Genomic DNA, 17,087 nt, shown 5'->3' on the forward strand with positions numbered 1-17,087 from the left:
GGCCATCCTGGACAATGTGCTGGAGTTCCTGACCATGAACGGCCGGCCGCTCGACCGCGCCGTCACCATGATGATCCCCGAGCCGTGGGACCACAACGACCGCATCTCCGACAAGCGCCGCGCCTACGACGCGTACCAGTCCATGCTCATGGAGCCGTGGGACGGCCCGGCGGCCATCGCGTTCACCGACGGGCGCATGCTCGGCGCCGCGCTTGACCGCAACGGCTTGCGCCCGGCGCGCTACTACGTCACGCGCGACGACTGGTTGATCCTGTCGTCGGAGGTGGGCACCATCGACGTGGACCCGGCTAACGTGCTGCAGGCTGGCTGCCTTGGCCCTGGCGAAATGCTGGAAGTCGACCCTGAGCAGGGCCGCGTCATCTGGAACGACGAGATTCGCAACCGCTATGCCAACGAGAAGCCGTACCGCGACTGGCTGGACGAGGAAACGCTGGCCGTAGACGACCTGGACGAACAGGCGGCAGACGCGCTGCCCGCCGAGCGCGATGCTGAGGTTGCCTTCACGCGCCGCATGGCGAAGCTGGGCTACCATTACGACGACGTGCAGGAACTGGTGCGCCCCATGGCCGAGCAGGGCAAGGTGCCGCTGGCATCCATGGGCGTCGATGCGCCGCTGGCGTGCTTAAGCGCGAAGCAGCGCAGCTTCTTCGATTACTTCAACCAGTTGTTTGCCCAGGTCACGAACCCGCCGATTGACGCTTTGCGCGAAAGCTTCGTCACCAGCAGCGTGCTGTACATCGGCAACCATGGCAACATGCTGGAGGATTGCCGCGACACGTGCCGCCTTATCCGCCTGGAAAGCCCGATGCTCACGCACGCGGAGTTCGACCGCCTGTGCGCCATCGACCGCGTGGGCTTCAAGACGCGCCGCTTCAGCTGCACCTACGAGCGCAGCGCGGCGGAAGGCGCGCTTGAACAGGCGCTTTCCCAGCTGTGCGAAGGCGTGGAGCAGGCCGTGCGCGAGGGCGCGAACTTGATCGTGCTGTCCGATCGCGCCGGCGAGGGCGAGGTGCCCATTCCCAGCGTGCTGTCGCTGGGCGCTGTGCACAACCACCTGATTGCCGTGGGCCTGCGCACGGACGCCGACTTGCTGGTGGAAACCGGCGACGCTATGCGCGCGCACGATTTCGCCTGCTTGGTGGGCTATTCCGCGTCCGGCATCTACCCGTACGCGGCGCACGAGTGCATACGCGACCTGTGCGAACGCGGCCAGATCGCGCTGTCCGGCGACGAGGCCGTGGCCAACTACGACCGTGCCGTGACGGCCGGCATCACGTCCATCATGTCGAAGATGGGCATCTCCACGATGCAGGGCTACCACAGCGCGCAGATCTTCGAGATTCTGGGTCTGGACGAAAGCCTGGTCGACCGCTGCTTCACGCACACGTCTACGCGCATCGGCGGCCTGGACGCCGCCGGCGTGCAGCGCGAGCTGAACGAGCGCTACGACAATGCGGTGGCGCTGGCGAAAAGCCCGTCGCCCGAGCAGCTGCCCACGCTGGGCGTGACGGCATGGCGCCCGCTTGGCGGCGAAGAGCACCTGATCAACCCGAAGACCATCTACCTGCTGCAACGAGCCTGCCGCGAGGGCGATTACAACTTGTTCCGCGAATACAGCGCCGCGTGCCACGTGCCCGGCCGTGCGGTGACGCTGCGCGACCTTATGGACTTCGTGCCGCAAAACGCGCCTGTGCCGCTTGACGAGGTGGAACCGGCCAGCGAGATCGTCAAGCGCTTCAACACCGGTGCCATGAGCTACGGCTCCATCTCCAAGGAAGCGCACGAATGCCTGGCCATCGCCATGAACCGCCTGGGCGGGCGCAGCAACACCGGCGAGGGCGGCGAGGACCCGGCGCGCGAGACGCCGCTGCCCAACGGCGACAGCAAGTGCAGCGCCATCAAACAGGTGGCGTCGGGCCGCTTCGGCGTGACCAGCCGTTATCTGTCCAGTGCTATCGAAATTCAGATCAAGATGGCTCAGGGCGCCAAGCCCGGTGAAGGCGGGCACCTGCCGGGCAAGAAGGTGTACCCGTGGATTGCGGAAGTGCGCCGCTCCACGCCGGGCGTGGGCCTCATCTCCCCGCCGCCGCACCACGACATCTACTCCATCGAGGATTTGGCCGAGCTGATTTTCGACCTGAAGAACGCCAACCCCGGCGCGCGCGTTTCCGTGAAGCTGTGCGCGCTGGCCGGCGTGGGCACCATCGCCACGGGCGTAGCGAAGGGCGGTGCGGACAAGATCACCATCTCCGGGCACAACGGCGGCACGGGTGCCGCGCCGCGCGATTCGATCTACCATGCGGGCATTCCGTTCGAGATAGGCCTGGCCGAAACGCAGCAGACGCTTCTGCGCAACGGCCTGCGCAGCCGCGTGGTGGTGGAAACCGACGGCAAGCTCATGTGCGGCCGCGACGTGGCCATGGCGTGCTTGCTGGGTGCCGAGGAATTCGGCTTCGCCACCATGCCGCTGGTTGCCATGGGCTGCATGATGCAGCGCGACTGTCAGCAGGACACGTGCCCGGTGGGCATCGCCACGCAGAACTGCAAGCTGCGCGGATGCTTCGCCGGCAAGCCCGAATACGTGGTGAACTTCATGATGTTCGTGGCCGAAGAGCTGCGCGAAATCATGGCTGAGCTGGGCTTCCGCACCATCGACGACATGGTGGGCCATCCGGAATGCCTGCGTCAGGTGGAGGTGCCCGGCAACTGGAAGGTCAACGAGATGGACCTGTCCGACATGCTGGCCGTGGCCACCACCGAGTTCGGCCGCACCATTCCCGGGGCCGACGGGCGCCACTTCCTTCCGTCGATGGCGGCTGATTGCCAGCTGGAAAAGTCGCTTGACGCCACGCTGTTCATTCCGTATACGGCCAACGCCCGCGAGCATCTTGAGCCCATCCGCTTCCGCGCCGACATCGACAACGTCAACCGCTGCGTGGGCACCATGCTGGGCAGCCAGGTGACGCGCCAGCATCCCGAGGGCCTGCCCGAGGGGTCCATCACCGTAGATTGCGACGGGTCGGGCGGCCAGAGCTTCGGCGCGTTTCTGCCGCGCGGCGTGACGCTGAACATCACGGGCGACGCGAACGACTACTTCGGCAAAGGGCTTTCCGGCGGCATCCTGACGGTGCGCCCGCCCGAGACGGCCACGTATAAGTTCGATGAGAACGTGGTGATCGGCAACGTGGCGTTTTACGGGGCCACCAGCGGAAAGGGCTTCGTGAACGGGCTGTCCGGCCAGCGTTTCGCCGTGCGCAACTCCGGTGCCACCGTGGTGGTGGAAGGCGTGGGCAATCACGGCTGCGAGTACATGACCGGCGGCGTGGCGCTGATTTTGGGCGAGGTCGGGCCGAACTTCGCGGCCGGCATGTCCGGCGGCGTGGCGTACGTGTACGACAAGTTCGGCACGCTGGCGGGCAATTGCAACCAGGACATGGTGCGCCTGTGCGAGCCTTCGGCGGACGAGATCGAGCTGATTCGCAGCCTGATCGAAGAGCACGCCGAGCGCACGCAGTCGCCGCGCGGTATCAAGCTGTTGTACCAGTTCAACACGTTGAAGCGTCATTTCGTGAAAGTGATTCCGCGCGACTATGAGCGCGTGATGAACGTGGTTGCCGACGCCGAGGCACGCGGTAAGTCGCACGAGGAAGCGCTGCAGATTGCATTCGACGCCATGAAGGAAGGGGAGTAGGCCATGGGAAAGCCCGGAGCATTTTTGGAGCACGGCCGCGTGGCGCATAGCCTGCGACCTGTTGAGGAGCGCACGCGCGATTTCGACGAGCTGTATCAGACGGTTTCCGAGGACGAAACGCGCGTGCAGGCAAGCCGCTGCATGGCGTGCGGCGTGGCGTTTTGCCAGGTGGGCGAGGCGTTTGGGGCGGCGCGTCCTTCAGGGTGCCCGCTGCACAACCTCATTCCCGAGTGGAACGATCTGGTGTGGCGCGGACAATGGGAGCAGGCGGCGGAGCGTTTGGCGCTGACAAGCCCCATGCCCGAGTTCACCAGCCGCGTGTGCCCGGCGCTGTGCGAGGCGGCGTGCAACCTGGCGCGCAACGACGAGGCCGAGACGATTCACGACAACGAGCGCGCCATCTCCGATTGGCAGTGGGAACATGGCGGGCCGCGTCGCTTCGCACCGGCGGGCGAGGGCGCGCCGTGCGTTGCCGTGGTGGGCTCGGGCCCGGCAGGCCTGGTGGCCGCGTGGGACCTGGCGCGTCGCGGGGCGCGCGTGTGCGTGGTCGAGCGACATGATCGCGCGGGCGGCCTGCTGATGTACGGTATCCCGAACATGAAGCTGGACAAGTCCGTAGTGCAGCGCCGCGTGGATTTGATGGCTGAGCTGGGAATCGAGTTCCGCTTGGGCGTGGATGCGGCCGACCCTGCTGTGGCGGCGGCGTTGGCCGATGAGTTCGATGCCGTGGTGGTTGCCGCGGGCGCGTGCCAGGCGCGCGGCGTGAACGCGGAGGGCTTCGATGCTGGCTTGGCATCGGGCGACGTGGTGTATGCGGTGGATTACCTAGGCGAGCAGACGCGCGCATTGCTGGAAGGTCGCGAGCCGGCCATCACGGCGGCGGGCAAAGACGTCGTGGTCATCGGCGGCGGCGACACGGGCAACGACTGCATGGGCACGGCGGTGCGCCAAGGCGCCCGCACGGTTCGCCAGCTGGAGTATGGCCCGTGCGCGCCCGAGGAGCGCGCGGCGTCGAACGCGTGGCCCGAATGGCCCAACGTGAAGAAGACGGATTACGGCCAGGAGGAAGCTGCGGCGCTGCAAGGTGCTGACCTGCGCGAATGGTGCGCCGACACGCAGAAGGTGCTTCTGGACGAGGCGGGGCACGTGCGTGGGTTGCAGGTGCGCACGTTCGACTGGTCGGCCGGTAAGCCCCAGGCCGTGGAAGGCTCCGAGCGCGATATCGACGCGCAGATGGTGCTGGTAGCCTGCGGTTTCGCGGGCCCGGAGCGCGGTGTGTTCGACGCGTTCGGCGTGCCGCTGGCCACGCAAGGCCGAGCCCTGCCGGTGATGGCCGGCGGCTGCAATTCGCACCGAACCCTGCGAGCAGAAGGCGCGGCGGGAAGCGCAACAATCTACGCCGCCGGCGACGCCCGCAACGGCTCGAGCCTTGTGGTGAATGCCATGGCCGACGCCTTGAAATGCGCTGCCGAAGTGGCTGGGGACCTGGGGCTGTAACTGGGACAAAGGGACTGTCCCTTTGTCCCAGTCCCGTATGACGCTACGGCAACATATTCTTTACTGAAACGCTTGGCTTTTAGCTGGGCGTTTCTTGTTTCTTACGGTGGGTTCACGGGGCAGTAATCGATGACGGGTGCGCCGGGCGCGGGCGGTTGGCGGTGGCCATCGCGCTCGTGCGCGACATGCGCAAGCAGGTCGACATCCTGAACGGCCGGGTGACAACCCAAACCGAAAAAGCCTTCGACCACAGCGGAAGGTAAAAGCGCAGAAGGGAAAGGCTGCGGCACGCAAGAAAACCGCAGGCCAAACCGTAGGGCGGAGCGAAAGCTCCGCCCCAAATAGAAAGCGCCGAAGGCGCGCCACTAAATTAAACCCGCAGGCGGTTTTGGAAAAAAGTGGCGCGCTTCGCGCTTTTTTGTTTTGGTCGAGAAGCGCTTTCGCTCGACTCTACGAGATCGGTCCCGAAGGTGCCTGGGGCCCGAGCGCGCAATCGGCCCCGAGCCCCTTCCCTCTATGCCAGCTGCCAGGCGTCGCTTTCCTTTTGCAGTTGCACCATGTGGGCGAATAGGCCGTCGGCTGCTTTCAGCTCGGCGGGCGATCCCTGCTCGGCCACCACCCCGTCGCGCAGCACCACAATGTGGTCGGCGTTTTCCACGGTGCGCATGCGATGCGCGATCACGATGACCGTTTTCCCTGCTAGCAAGCGTGAAAGCGCCTGCTGCACCTGCGTCTCGTTCTCCACGTCAAGGCTTGCGGTGGCCTCGTCCAGAAGCACGATGGGTGCATCTTTCAGCAGCGCGCGGGCAATGGAAATGCGCTGGCGCTCGCCGCCGGATAGCTTGCTGCCGGATAGCTTGCTGCCGTTTTCGCCGATGGGCGTGTCATAGCCCTGCGGCAGGCGGCGCACGAACTCATCGCAGTTCGCGGCACGTGCGGCGGTAAGCACCTCTTCGTCGGTGGCACCGCGCCGGCCCAAGCGGATGTTGCCCATCACGGTGTCGTCGAACAGCAGCACGTCCTGGAACACCACCGCGTAATCTTTCAACAGCGTTTCGGGGTCCACGTTGGAAACGTCCACCCCGCCAACGCTCACGGTCCCCGCCGTTGCGTCCCAGAAGCGCGCAGCTAGGCGTGCACACGTGGATTTGCCGCTGCCGCTGGGTCCGACCAATGCGGTGACCTGGCCTTCCTTCGCTGTAAAGCTCACATCGGTCAGCACGGCGTCGCCGGCGCGGCCGTCGGCGCCGGCTCCGTACGAAAACGCCACGTGGCTAAACGTCACGTCGTGGTTCGCGGGCGAAAATTCGGTTGAGCCGGCAGCCAGCGGCTCGCGCATAATTTCCTGCATGCGGCGCGCGGAATTCTTCGCCGAAAACAGTTCGGCCATCAGCATGAGACACTGGTCGAACGGCGCGTAGATGCGCGAAACCACCAGCAGAAACGCGAACATCACCATGAAGTCGACCTGTCCGGCGGCAACCAGGCTGGCGCCGCAGATAAGCGTGGTGGCGATGCCCAGGCGCAGCACCACAAACGAGCTGTTCACCAGCAAGCCGTTTGCCAGTTCGGCGCCCGTGGTGGTGCGCTCTGCGCCGTCGATTTTCGCGTTCAGCCTGCTCAAGTAGTGTGTTTCCTGGTTTGTGGCGCGAATCTCGCGCACGCAATCCAACGTTTCCTGCACGCCTTCGCTAACCGTGACGGCCGCATCGCGCGTGCGGCGGATGACCGGCTCCATGGGCTTGCGCGTGGCGAATAGGATGGCGAACGCCACCGGCACGCTCCAAAACGCCGCCAGGGCCAGTTGCCAGTTGAATGCCAGGCAGCAGACGAACACGATGGCGGTGGACAGCGCGGCGCCGAACAGCTCGCCGAGCACGTGGCTGTAGGCGTGCTCCATCACGCGCACGTCGCCTAAGATGGTCTCCGTCAGGTCGGCCAGATCGCGACGGCCGAAAAATGCCAGCGGCAACTTTCGCAGACGTTCGGCCAGCTCAATGCGCTGTCGGCCGCTTTCCTCGTAGAACACGTTGTACGTGTAGTTGTATTGCTGCCAGTTCGAAAGGAACAGCAGCGCGAAGAACGCCACCAGCCCAATGGCGAACGGCGCGATGCTTGGCAGCTCGGCGCCTTGCGTCAGGTGCTTCACGAACGCGTCCATAGCAAAAAACAGCGCCGCCATGCCGCCCATGGTCACCAGATTCGTGACGCATGTCCAAAACGTTCCCCATTTCGCGCCGCGTATGCCCTGGTCGCTGAGCGCGTACGTTTCCTTCAGCTTGTCGAATATCATCGCGCGTCACCCCCTTTCGCGGCCGCTGCGCCCGGAGCCGCGCTGCCCGTCTTCGTCGCATCGCTTGCAATCTTCCAAGAAACGGCCTGCTCGTAGTCGCCCCACATGCGGGCGTACAGCCCGCCGGCGGCAACAAGCTGCGCGTGCGTGCCTTGTTCTGCCACGTGCCCGCCGTCAAGCACCACGATGTTGTCGGCGCCAACCACGGTGGACAGGCGATGCGCGATCATCAGCACGGTGCGTCCGGCGGCTAAGTGCGCAAGCGCGCGTTGGATGAGCGCCTCGTTTTCGGGGTCGGCGAAGGCGGTGGCTTCGTCAAGCACCACGATGGGCGCGTCTTTCAGGATGGCGCGCGCCAGGGCAACACGCTGCACCTCGCCGCCCGACAGGTATGCGCCTCCGGTGCCAAGCTGCGTGTTGATGCCCTGCGGCAGCTTCGCCACGATGTCGTCGCATTGCGCGGCCGAAAGGGCGGCAAGCACCTCGGCGTCCGTGGCATCGGGCCGCGCGGCGCGCATGTTGTCGGCCAGGCTTTGCGCGAACAGCTGGTTCGTCTGGAACACGAACGCCACCTGCCCCATAAGGTCGGCCGGGTCCATGTCTCGCACATCCGTGCCGCCGATGCGCACGCTACCTGCGGAAACGTCCCAGAAACGCGGCACCAAGCTTGCGGCGGTGGACTTGCCCGATCCGCTTGGCCCCACCAGCGCCACCGTTGAGGCGGCGGGCGCCGCAAACGTCACGCCGTCAAGTGCGGGCGCGGCGGCTCCTTCGTAGGTGAAGGACACGTTGTCGAAGGCGATGTCGGTGCCGTTCGTCCGGCGCGGCGTTGCGGGCATGGGCAGCGCGGGCGTGTCTAGGAGCTTGCCCACTTCGCTCATGGCGTCGCCAGCCATCTGCGCGGCCTCGCTCATGAACATGAGCTTCGTCATGGCCGTGGGAATGATGGCACTGAAGATGGCATAGAACGCGAAGTTTGTAAGGAAGCGCGCGAAATCGCCTTCGCCCGGAGCCAGCAGAATGGCGGTCGGCACCAGGAAAATCACGAGGCCGTTGAGCACCGTAAGCTGCGTTACTTGCGGAGGTCGGCAGAAGTTCACGGCGTAGTTTTGCGCCATGGCGGCATATTCGGTGATGGAATCGTGGAAAGCCTTGAAGCTGTACACCGTTTGCTGGAACACCTTCACCACGGGGATGCCGCGCACATATTCCGTGCCGGTTTTGTTCATGCTCGTGAGCGCGCCCATGTACTGCTTCATGAATTCCATGCCTTTGCCGGACATCATGGACATAAGGCATGCGATGGAAATCACCACTGCCACCAGGCACGATACGCCCAGGCGCCAGTCGAAGGCGAACAGCATCACCAGCATGCCAACCACCATGACCACCGACCCGGCGCAATCGGGCAGCATGTGCGCAAGCAGCGTTTCGGTTTGCGCGGCGCAGCCGTCGATGATGCGGCGCAGCTCGCCGGTGGCGTGCGTGTCGAAGAACCCAAGCGGCAGGCGCATGAGGTGCTCGGTGGTTGCCTTGCGCATGTTCGCGGCCGTGCGGAACGCCGCCAGATGCGTGCACATCAGCGCGTAGAAGTACACGATGATGGACGCGGCGGCGAAGGCGACGGCGGCCCAGCCGTATGTGGCGATGTTGGTGGCGTTTTGCCAGTTCGGCGCCACTTCGATGAGGTCGCGCGCCACGAACCAGATGCACACGAACGGCCCGAAGCTCAGCAGCTGCGATATGCCTGAAAGCGCGCAGCCCAGGTAGGTGAACGCTTTGCGCTTGCCCGCGAAGTCGAGCAGACGCGCCAGGCCGCTGCGCTGCTTCGGCTCCTTCGCACTGCCGGGCTTCTTGGATTTCTTTTCGTCGGAATCCATGGAAAACTCCCTTCTATGTTATCGGCAGAAAACTTATCATGGGAGCCAGTGAAAAAGGTTCGGCTTGGCAAACTTGAGACGAACGCCTAAAACGTGCGGAAAGGTGGCGAACATGACGGTGGGGCAGCGTGCGAACGCAGCGCATGCAACTGGTAACGATTTGCCGGTTGACCTGCGACTGCGCAGCTTTTTCGAGCCGCAGGTCGAGCAGCTGGGCATGCAGGCGCGCGAGCGCGACGGCGGCGTGTTCGCCGGTGGCGCGAACAGCGTGGGCGAGGGAAGCTTGTGGGCGCTGCAACTGAGCGAGTCGTGCTTGGTGGTTATGCATGAGGTGGTGCTTACCAGCGAGTTTTCGCTTGAGGAGGAGTCGCCAAGCAGCTTGTGCGTGGCGTCCATTTCGCAAGCCGGCGTGCCGTTGTGCCCTGTTACCCCGCCTCCGCAGCTGCGTCGTGAAGAGAACATCGCCGTGTTCGACCAAGGGGGTCGCAGCCTGAACCGCTTGCGCCCGCGCGATTCGTTCAATTCCGTGGCGGCGTGTGTGCTGCCGGGGTATTTCGACGGGATGCGCGTGCGTTACGGCAGTGCCGTGGCGCGCCGCGCTCATGGGTTGATGTCGGTGCCGGGCGGCGTTCGTCTTGGCGGCAGCGAGCCGTACGTGCGCGCCGCGCTGCGCAGCGTAGGGAGCGTGCGCAGCGGGTCGGTGCAAACGCGCCGGATGCTGGCGGAAAAGGTCGAGGGCGTCATCGCGTTGCTAGCGGTAGAGGATTACGAGGCGGCACGGGCGTTTGACCTGCAGGGATGCGTTGATGCGGTGCGTTTGACGGCGCAGGTTCGCTGCTTGGTGGAAGCCGATCCCGCGCATGCGCCCACGGTCGACCAGCTGGCGGAGTTGCTGGGCGTCAGCCGTGCACGCCTGTGCGCCACGTTCAAGCAGGAGACGGGCGAGGCCGTGGGCGCGTTCGCAACACGTAAGCGCATGGAGCTGGCATGCCGCTTGCTTGACGACCCACGTTTGAGCGTCGCGCAAGTGGCCGCGGCGACGGGCTACCAGCACCAAAGCAGCTTCGCCGAAGCCTTCCGCCGCACAACCGGCAAAACCCCACGTCAATGGCGATGCGGGGATAACGTACGAGTCGTCTGCGAATCGAGTCAAAAGAATAGAGCCTTTGTCCCGCAGCCTTCATCATAGATTGGGCGGCGAACGGCGGGCACCGTCGGCGGCGTTGCTGGGGGTTTCTTGTTTTGCTCGTGGTAAAGTACTCGGGACACACTTTGGATACGTTTGCTGAGAGGGCTTTCATGTACCGCATCCTTTTCATCTGCCACGGCAACATCTGTCGCTCCACGATGGCGCAGTTCGTTATGCAGGATTTGGTGAACCGCGCGGGATGCGCGGACGATTTCGCTATTGACTCGGCCGCTACTACGAACGACGAGATCGGGCACCCGCCGCATCAGGGAACGGTGCGCAAGTTGCAGCAGGTCGGCGTGCCGGTGCTGCGCCATCGCGCGCGCAAGGTGCGCTGCGGGGAATACGACAATTGGGACCTGATTGTGTTCATGGATGATGAGAACGACCACCATCTGCGCCGCATTTTCGGCGTTGACCCTGATGGCAAGTGCGTGCGCCTGCTGGCGTTCGTGCCGGGTGCGGGGCTGGTTGGCGAAGACGGCAGCGTGCTGCCGGGCGCGCACGATGCTGCTGCGGTTTCGCATGCTAGCGTGCACGCCGCCGATGTGGCCGATCCGTGGTTCACGGGTAATTTCGACGACACGTATCGCGACGTGTTGGCGGGTTGTACAGGGCTTTTGACCTGGTGCAATGACAAGTAAGTGACGCGCTTCGCGCTGTTTTGAAAGGGCCGAGCTGACCTCGGCCCTACGTGTCTTTTGGCGAGAATTCGATTGCTGCCAGGTCCTTATGCGCGCTGTTTGCCAGTGAAGTGGTCGATGTCGATGCAGTAGATGTTTGTGCGGGCGAGCGCCTGGTCGGTGAAGCCGGCGGACGCCTCGGGCGCAAGGTGCTGCATGATGCGGGTGAGCCCGTAGCGCTTCGCGTCGGTCCCTTGGATGCGGTGGATGGTGCCCGTGCCCATGATGGAACGATACGCGTACGAATAGGCGCACGCATACGTGCCCGCAATCACGCCGTCCTGCACGTCCATCTCAATGGCCACGCGCGGCTCACGGTCGAACGCGTCGGCTTTACGGCCCGCGCCGGCTGAGTGCACCCACAGTGCCAGTCGCGGCTCGTCGGCGTCGATTTCCTCGGGGTCGGCCCAGTCGTAGCCGAAGCTCATGGGCACGATGAACAGGCCTTCCTCGTCCGCGCACGCAATGCGCACCGTCTGGCACGCCTCAACCACGTCGTGCAGCTGCCCGGCGCTGCGCAGCTGACGGCCCGCCTGGCGCATGGGGCGGTGCGCAACCGGTGCGGCGGGTGCGGCTTGCGGTGCCGCAGCGGCGGGGGCAGCCTGGGCTGCTGCGGGCTGCTGCGGTTGCGGCGCGGGCGCTTGCCCGGCGGCATCGGGGTAGATGGCGGGGATGTTCTGCAAGTCCATGGTTGCTCCTGCGGGTTATGCGGGTGTTTTCGTTACCCGTATGGTACGGCCTGGAAAGCCTGCCGTGTCCAAAATGCCTTTCGCCTGCCCTAACATCACACGAGTTTGTAGCATTCTGTTATACCTGCACTATAACAATAGCCTGAAATCTGTTATAGTGTAGGTATAACAATTGCTTTGCAGCTCGAATCGGGGCGTCGGGAAGTCGTGCATAGCGAATTCGACCTGCGCAACACGTTTGCATGAACTGCTGCGGCTGGCGGGCGCGGAAAGCGTGTTGTGGCAGGAGCGCTTGCCGTCGATGGCGCTTGTTGCGGGCTTGAGGTTGCGGCAATTAACGGAATCCAGCGGAAGGAGGCTGCATGTTCATACGTATAGACCAGGCGTTGCCCGATCCGCTGTATCGGCAGATCCGCGATGAGGTTGTTCGCGGCATCGCGCAGGGCGAGCTTGCGCCGGGCGACGCGCTGCCCAGCGTTCGCAACTTGGCCAGCGACCTGGGTATCAACCTGCATACCGTGAACAAAGCGTACGCGTTGCTGCGCGACGAGGGGTTCGTGCTCATGCGCGGCCGCTCAGGCGCGTTCATCGCGCAGCCGCGGGAACCTGCGGAGGCGGCCGCTGCCGAGAGCGGCCCGTTCGCTCGTGACGTTCGCCGCCTGGCGTTGGCGTTCAAGGCTGCCGGCGGTGGCAGGGAAGCGTTCGAGCAGTTGGTGAAATCCCAGATCGATGACGTGTTTTAGCAAGAACGACAAGTTGTCGTTCGCTATCCGCGCGATGGCTTGCAAAAGCCGTGGTGCAAACTTGCCGCTTTGCGCGCCCCGTCGCCTTCGCCTTGCGAAGGGGGCCTCAAACGGAAGCACAGGGGCGGCCAAGGCGCAAGGGCAACAGAAGGGAGTCGAAAATGTCGAATAGCGAAGTGCAAACGATCATGCTGATTCTGGTGGCGTTCATTCCGCTTGTAGGGCTGACCATGGCGCTGACGCCGCGCCTACAGCCGCGCGGCGAGGTGTTCTCCGTGTCCGTGCCCACCTCGGCGTGGGACGACCCGCGCATTCGCCGCCTCATGAACCGCTACGTTGCCATCGTGATAGCCGCAACGGCGCTGTTCACTGTTGCTGCGCTGGCGTTATGCCTGACGGGGAATGCGGAAGCGTCCCTGGCGGTAGTGGTTGTCGCCTCGCTTGCCCTGCTGGCAATCGGTTACGGGCTCATCCTGCGCTACCGCGCGAAGGTCCAGGGCCTTAAGCGCGCTTGCGGCTGGGTTGCGCAGTCTCAGCAGCATGTTGCGACCATTGGCGAAGGGGTCGAACAGGCGCCGCGCCCGATTTCGCTTGCGTGGAACTGGCTGTATGTGCCGCTTGTGGCGCTGACGGCAGCGGTTGTTGCTGCGGGCTACGGCTCCATGCCCGATGCAATTCCCATGCACGTGGACGTTTCGGGCAACGTCACCGATATGGTTCCGAAAAGCCCGATGGTTGCGGCGTTCCCGATTGCGCTGGAGGTGTTTTTGGCTGCCGTATTCGCGTTCTGCCATTGGACGGTGCTGCGATCGAAGAAGGGCCTTGAACCGGGACGCCCGGCAAGCTCTTCGTGGGCATACGGGATGTTCGCGTACGCGCAAACAGCGTTTCTGCTGGTCATGGGCTTGGCATGTACGGCTGCCTGCGGCTTTGGCATGGCGCTTGCCATGATCGGCATCGTCTCCATGGGCGTGGCGGTGGCGGTCATCGTCGGCGTGGCGCTGCTTTGCGTCGTAGGCGACCTTATCGTAGGGGTCAAGTATGGGCAGTCGGGATCGCGCGTGTTTCGCATGGAGGCGTCGGACACGCTGCTTTCCGACGACGACCGCTTCTGGAAGCTGGGCATGCTGTATTGCAACCCTAACGACGCCAGCCTGTTTTTGCCGCAGCGCTCGGGCATCGGATGGACGGTGAACTGGGGCCGGCCGGCGGTGTGGGCCATGGTGGCAGCGTTTGTCCTGCTCGTGGCGGCGTTCATCGCGATTTGCGTGGTGATGGTCAGGTAACGTTGGGCAGCGCTTTCCCATCGGGAAGGCAACAGGCGCGCGCTGTGCCTGCGGCTGTGCCGGATGGCTGGTATGCTGGCAGCAGAGAATGTGCCGCAGGGTAGCGGCGCGACGATGCGAAGGAGCTGGCGCGTATGGTGCTGCCGGAAAACGTGATGGGCGTTGTAAGCGCGGGCGAAGATGCTGAGGGGCGTGCGGGCAAAGCGGCGGAAGCGCATGGCGGCGCGCAGTCTGTGGCTGAGCGCTTGCAATCGCCCGATCTGCACGCGCACCCTGAGCTGCCGGCGGACCCGACGGGCATGGCGTGTGCGCTGCCCAAGCAGGGCGCGCCGGTGCTTTGCGCCCTGGTCACGGGCGCAACGGGCGGCATCGGCCGCGAGCTGTGTGCCGAGCTTGTGCGCGATCACGGCACGCTGGCTATCGTTGGCCGCAGCCGAGAGAGGCTCGATGAGCTGGCGAAGCACTTGAGCGAGCGCTATGACGTCGACGTTCGCGTATTCGTTGCCGACTTCGCGCAGCCGGGAGCCATCGACGTCTTGGTCGCCCAAGTGAGGGCGGCGAACCTGCAGGTGGAAACGCTCGTGAACAACGCCGGGTTCGGCTACGACGCCCCGTTCGCGCACAGCAACCTTGCGCGCCAGCAGGCGCTTGTGCAGACGAATGACGTCGCCCTTATGGAACTGTGCCACGCATTCGCCCCCGACATGGCCGCGCGCGGGCACGGCGGCATCTTGAACGTTGCCAGCGTGGCGGGGTTCGTGCCCGGCCCGTACATGTCCACGTACTACGCGTCGAAGGCTTTCGTGCAATCGTTCTCCAGCGCGTTGCACATGGAGCTGCGACCGCACGGCGTGCACGTGACCGCGCTGTGTCCCGGGCCTGTTCGCACGCCGTTTTGGGATAACGCCGACGCAGGCGAAACGGCGCTTGCCCGTCTTACCATCAGCGCGTCGCGTGTGGCCCGCGCTGCTGTGCGAGCGCTGGCATGCAACCGGCTGCTGTGCTGCCCGGGCGTGCTGGCGAAAGCCATCGTGTTCGGCAGCCGCCTCGTACCGCGCACGTGGGCCGCAGCAGCAGCGGCGTCGTTGCAGAAGCCGAAAAAATAAGGGGCCGTGGCGCCCCTTCGTCGAATAGCCGCTTACATAGTCTGCGACTGCGGGTTGCGCGTGCGAAAATGGCGAAATGCGCCTCGTTTTTGATGCACGAGGTTGTTACTCGGGCATTTCTCGAACTATCAACCGCAAATTGAAATGAGATTCCTCACGCTTCACGTTATTCCCGTGAGCGGGGCTGCTCTATGGCCAGCTGTGCTCAAGGCTTGATAGAATAGGCGGACACACCAAGGGTTCGCAAATAAAAAAACCCGGCGGCCACCGGGCTTAACTAATCATCACACGACCCCGCCCGCCGCCTATGAGTAACCCGGGCTTGGTGTGCACCTGCAGTATAGCATGGAGCGGCTTGGCTTTGCCATACGCAAGCTGCTCGACCAGAAAGGCAACACGCATGGCAGAGTTCATCTACCAAATGTACAAAGCGCGCAAAGCGCACGGCGACAAGGTCATCCTCGACGACGTCACGCTGTCGTTCTACCCCGGCGCGAAAATCGGCGTGGTGGGCCCGAACGGCATGGGCAAGTCCACGCTGCTCAAGATCATGGCCGGCATCGAGGAGGTCAGCAACGGCGACGCGCGCTTGACCCCCGGCTACACCGTGGGCATCCTGCAGCAGGAACCCCCGCTTGACGAGGACAAAACGGTTCTGGAGAACATCGAGCTGGCGTTCAGCGACGTGAAGGCGAAGATCGCCCGCTTCAACGAGATCGGCACGCTTATGGGCGAACCCGACGCCGACTTCGACGCGCTCATGGACGAGATGGGCAAGCTGCAAGACGCCATCGACGCGGCCAACGGCTGGGACTTGGACAGCCAGCTGTCCCAGGCCATGGACGCGCTGCAGTGCCCCGACCCTGACATGCCGGTGAACGTGCTCTCCGGCGGCGAGCGCCGTCGCGTGGCCCTGTGCCGTCTGCTGCTCGAGGCTCCCGACCTGCTGCTTCTCGACGAGCCCACCAACCATCTGGACGCCGAGTCCGTACTGTGGCTGGAGAAGTTCCTGCACAAGTACCCCGGCGCCGTGCTGGCCGTCACGCACGACCGTTACTTCCTGGACAACGTGGCCGAGTGGATCTGCGAGGTCGACCGCGGCAGCCTGTACCCGTACAAGGGCAACTACTCCACGTACCTGGAGACCAAGGCCGCGCGTATGGCGGGTCAGAAGCAGCGCGATGAGAAGCTGCAGAAGCGCCTGGCAAGCGAGCTCGAGTGGGTCCGCAGCTCTCCGAAGGCGCGTCAGGCGAAGAGCCGCGCCCGTCTGGAGCGCTACGACCAGATGGCCGCCGAGGCAGCGCAGTCCAAGAAGCTCGACTTCACCGAGATCCAGATCCCGGCAGGCCCGCGCCTGGGCGCCGAGGTCCTCAAGGTCGAGCATCTGCGCAAGCAGTTCGGCGACCGCGTGCTCATGGACGACCTGTCCTTCGAGCTGCCGCGCAACGGCATCGTCGGCGTCATCGGCCCCAACGGCGTGGGCAAGTCCACTCTGTTCAAGATGATCATGGGCATCGAGCAGCCCACCTCCGGCAGCCTGAAGCTCGGCGAGACCGTGAAGGTGTCCTACGTCGACCAGGGTCGTGCGGGCATCGACGGCGACAAGAACGTGTGGGAAGTCGTTTCCGGCGGCCTGGACTACATGATGGTCTGCGAGACCGAGGTGCCCAGCCGCGCGTACGTGGCCAGCTTCGGCTTCAAGGGCTCCGACCAGCAGAAGCCCGCGGGCGTGCTCTCCGGCGGCGAGCGCAACCGCCTGAACCTGGCGTTGACGCTCAAGCAGGGCGGCAACCTGCTGCTCCTCGACGAACCCACCAACGACCTGGACGTTGAAACGCTGTCCAGCCTGGAGGAGGCGCTGCTGCGCTTCCCGGGTTGCGCCGTGGTGACCAGCCACGACCGTATGTTCCTCGACCGCGTTGCCACGCACATCCTGGCGTGGGAGGGCACCGATGAGAACCCGGGCAACTGGCACTGGTTCGAGGGCAACTTCGAGAGCTACCAGAAGA

General features: G+C 64.5%; 11 protein-coding genes. 8 read left to right on the forward strand and 3 right to left on the reverse strand.

The window, feature by feature from the left end; genetic code table 11:
• The coding region (gene gltB, locus ACWI6D_RS07690; protein WP_449134254.1) for a glutamate synthase large subunit at positions 1–3,712 on the forward strand (3,712 nt) is incomplete at its 5' end.
• 3 nt (positions 3,713–3,715) lie between these two features.
• The gene (locus ACWI6D_RS07695; RefSeq protein ID WP_449134255.1) at positions 3,716–5,209 is read left to right on the forward strand and encodes a glutamate synthase subunit beta; all 1,494 of its coding nucleotides are present in this window, start codon (positions 3,716–3,718) and stop codon (positions 5,207–5,209) included.
• A gap of 514 nt (positions 5,210–5,723) precedes the next feature.
• On the opposite strand, the gene ACWI6D_RS07700 is transcribed toward ACWI6D_RS07695, so the two are convergent.
• The gene (locus ACWI6D_RS07700; RefSeq protein WP_449134256.1) at positions 5,724–7,502 is read right to left on the reverse strand and encodes an ABC transporter ATP-binding protein; all 1,779 of its coding nucleotides are present in this window, start codon (positions 7,500–7,502) and stop codon (positions 5,724–5,726) included.
• Positions 7,499–9,382, reverse strand: a complete 1,884-nt coding sequence (locus ACWI6D_RS07705) for an ABC transporter ATP-binding protein (RefSeq protein WP_449134257.1) — start codon at positions 9,380–9,382, stop codon at positions 7,499–7,501. Before ACWI6D_RS07705 ends, ACWI6D_RS07700 begins: the two co-directional genes overlap by 4 nt.
• 112 nt (positions 9,383–9,494) lie before the next feature.
• Between ACWI6D_RS07705 and ACWI6D_RS07710 the strand changes: the two genes are divergently transcribed.
• Both ACWI6D_RS07710 and ACWI6D_RS07715 read left to right on the forward strand, forming a co-directional pair.
• A complete protein-coding gene (locus ACWI6D_RS07710; RefSeq protein WP_449134258.1) occupies positions 9,495–10,571 on the forward strand; it encodes a helix-turn-helix domain-containing protein in 1,077 nt (358 codons plus the stop codon).
• A 110-nt stretch (positions 10,572–10,681) separates the two neighbouring features.
• Complete coding sequence (locus ACWI6D_RS07715; protein ID WP_449134259.1) at positions 10,682–11,215, forward strand: low molecular weight protein-tyrosine-phosphatase; 534 nt, start codon at positions 10,682–10,684, stop codon at positions 11,213–11,215.
• Between the two features lie 86 nt (positions 11,216–11,301).
• Here the strand turns inward: ACWI6D_RS07715 and ACWI6D_RS07720 are convergent, their stop codons facing one another.
• Entirely contained in the window at positions 11,302–11,943 is a 642-nt protein-coding gene (locus ACWI6D_RS07720) for a pyridoxamine 5'-phosphate oxidase family protein (protein ID WP_449134260.1), read from the reverse strand.
• Between the two features lie 362 nt (positions 11,944–12,305).
• Here ACWI6D_RS07720 and ACWI6D_RS07725 point away from each other — a divergent pair, with 362 nt between their 5' ends.
• The 4 genes from ACWI6D_RS07725 to ettA all read left to right on the forward strand — a co-directional run.
• Positions 12,306–12,686, forward strand: a complete 381-nt coding sequence (locus tag ACWI6D_RS07725; protein ID WP_302936065.1) for a GntR family transcriptional regulator — start codon at positions 12,306–12,308, stop codon at positions 12,684–12,686.
• A gap of 161 nt (positions 12,687–12,847) precedes the next feature.
• On the forward strand, positions 12,848–13,972 hold the full coding sequence (locus ACWI6D_RS07730; RefSeq protein WP_449134261.1) for a DUF1648 domain-containing protein: 1,125 nt from the start codon (positions 12,848–12,850) through the stop codon (positions 13,970–13,972).
• A 134-nt stretch (positions 13,973–14,106) separates the two neighbouring features.
• Positions 14,107–15,078, forward strand: coding sequence for an SDR family NAD(P)-dependent oxidoreductase (locus ACWI6D_RS07735; RefSeq protein WP_449134262.1), 972 nt, complete (start codon positions 14,107–14,109; stop codon positions 15,076–15,078).
• Between the two features lie 400 nt (positions 15,079–15,478).
• A partial coding sequence (gene ettA / locus ACWI6D_RS07740; RefSeq protein WP_449134263.1) for an energy-dependent translational throttle protein EttA occupies positions 15,479–17,087 on the forward strand: 1,609 nt, incomplete at its 3' end.

This window comes from Senegalimassilia sp. (assembly GCF_977052095.1).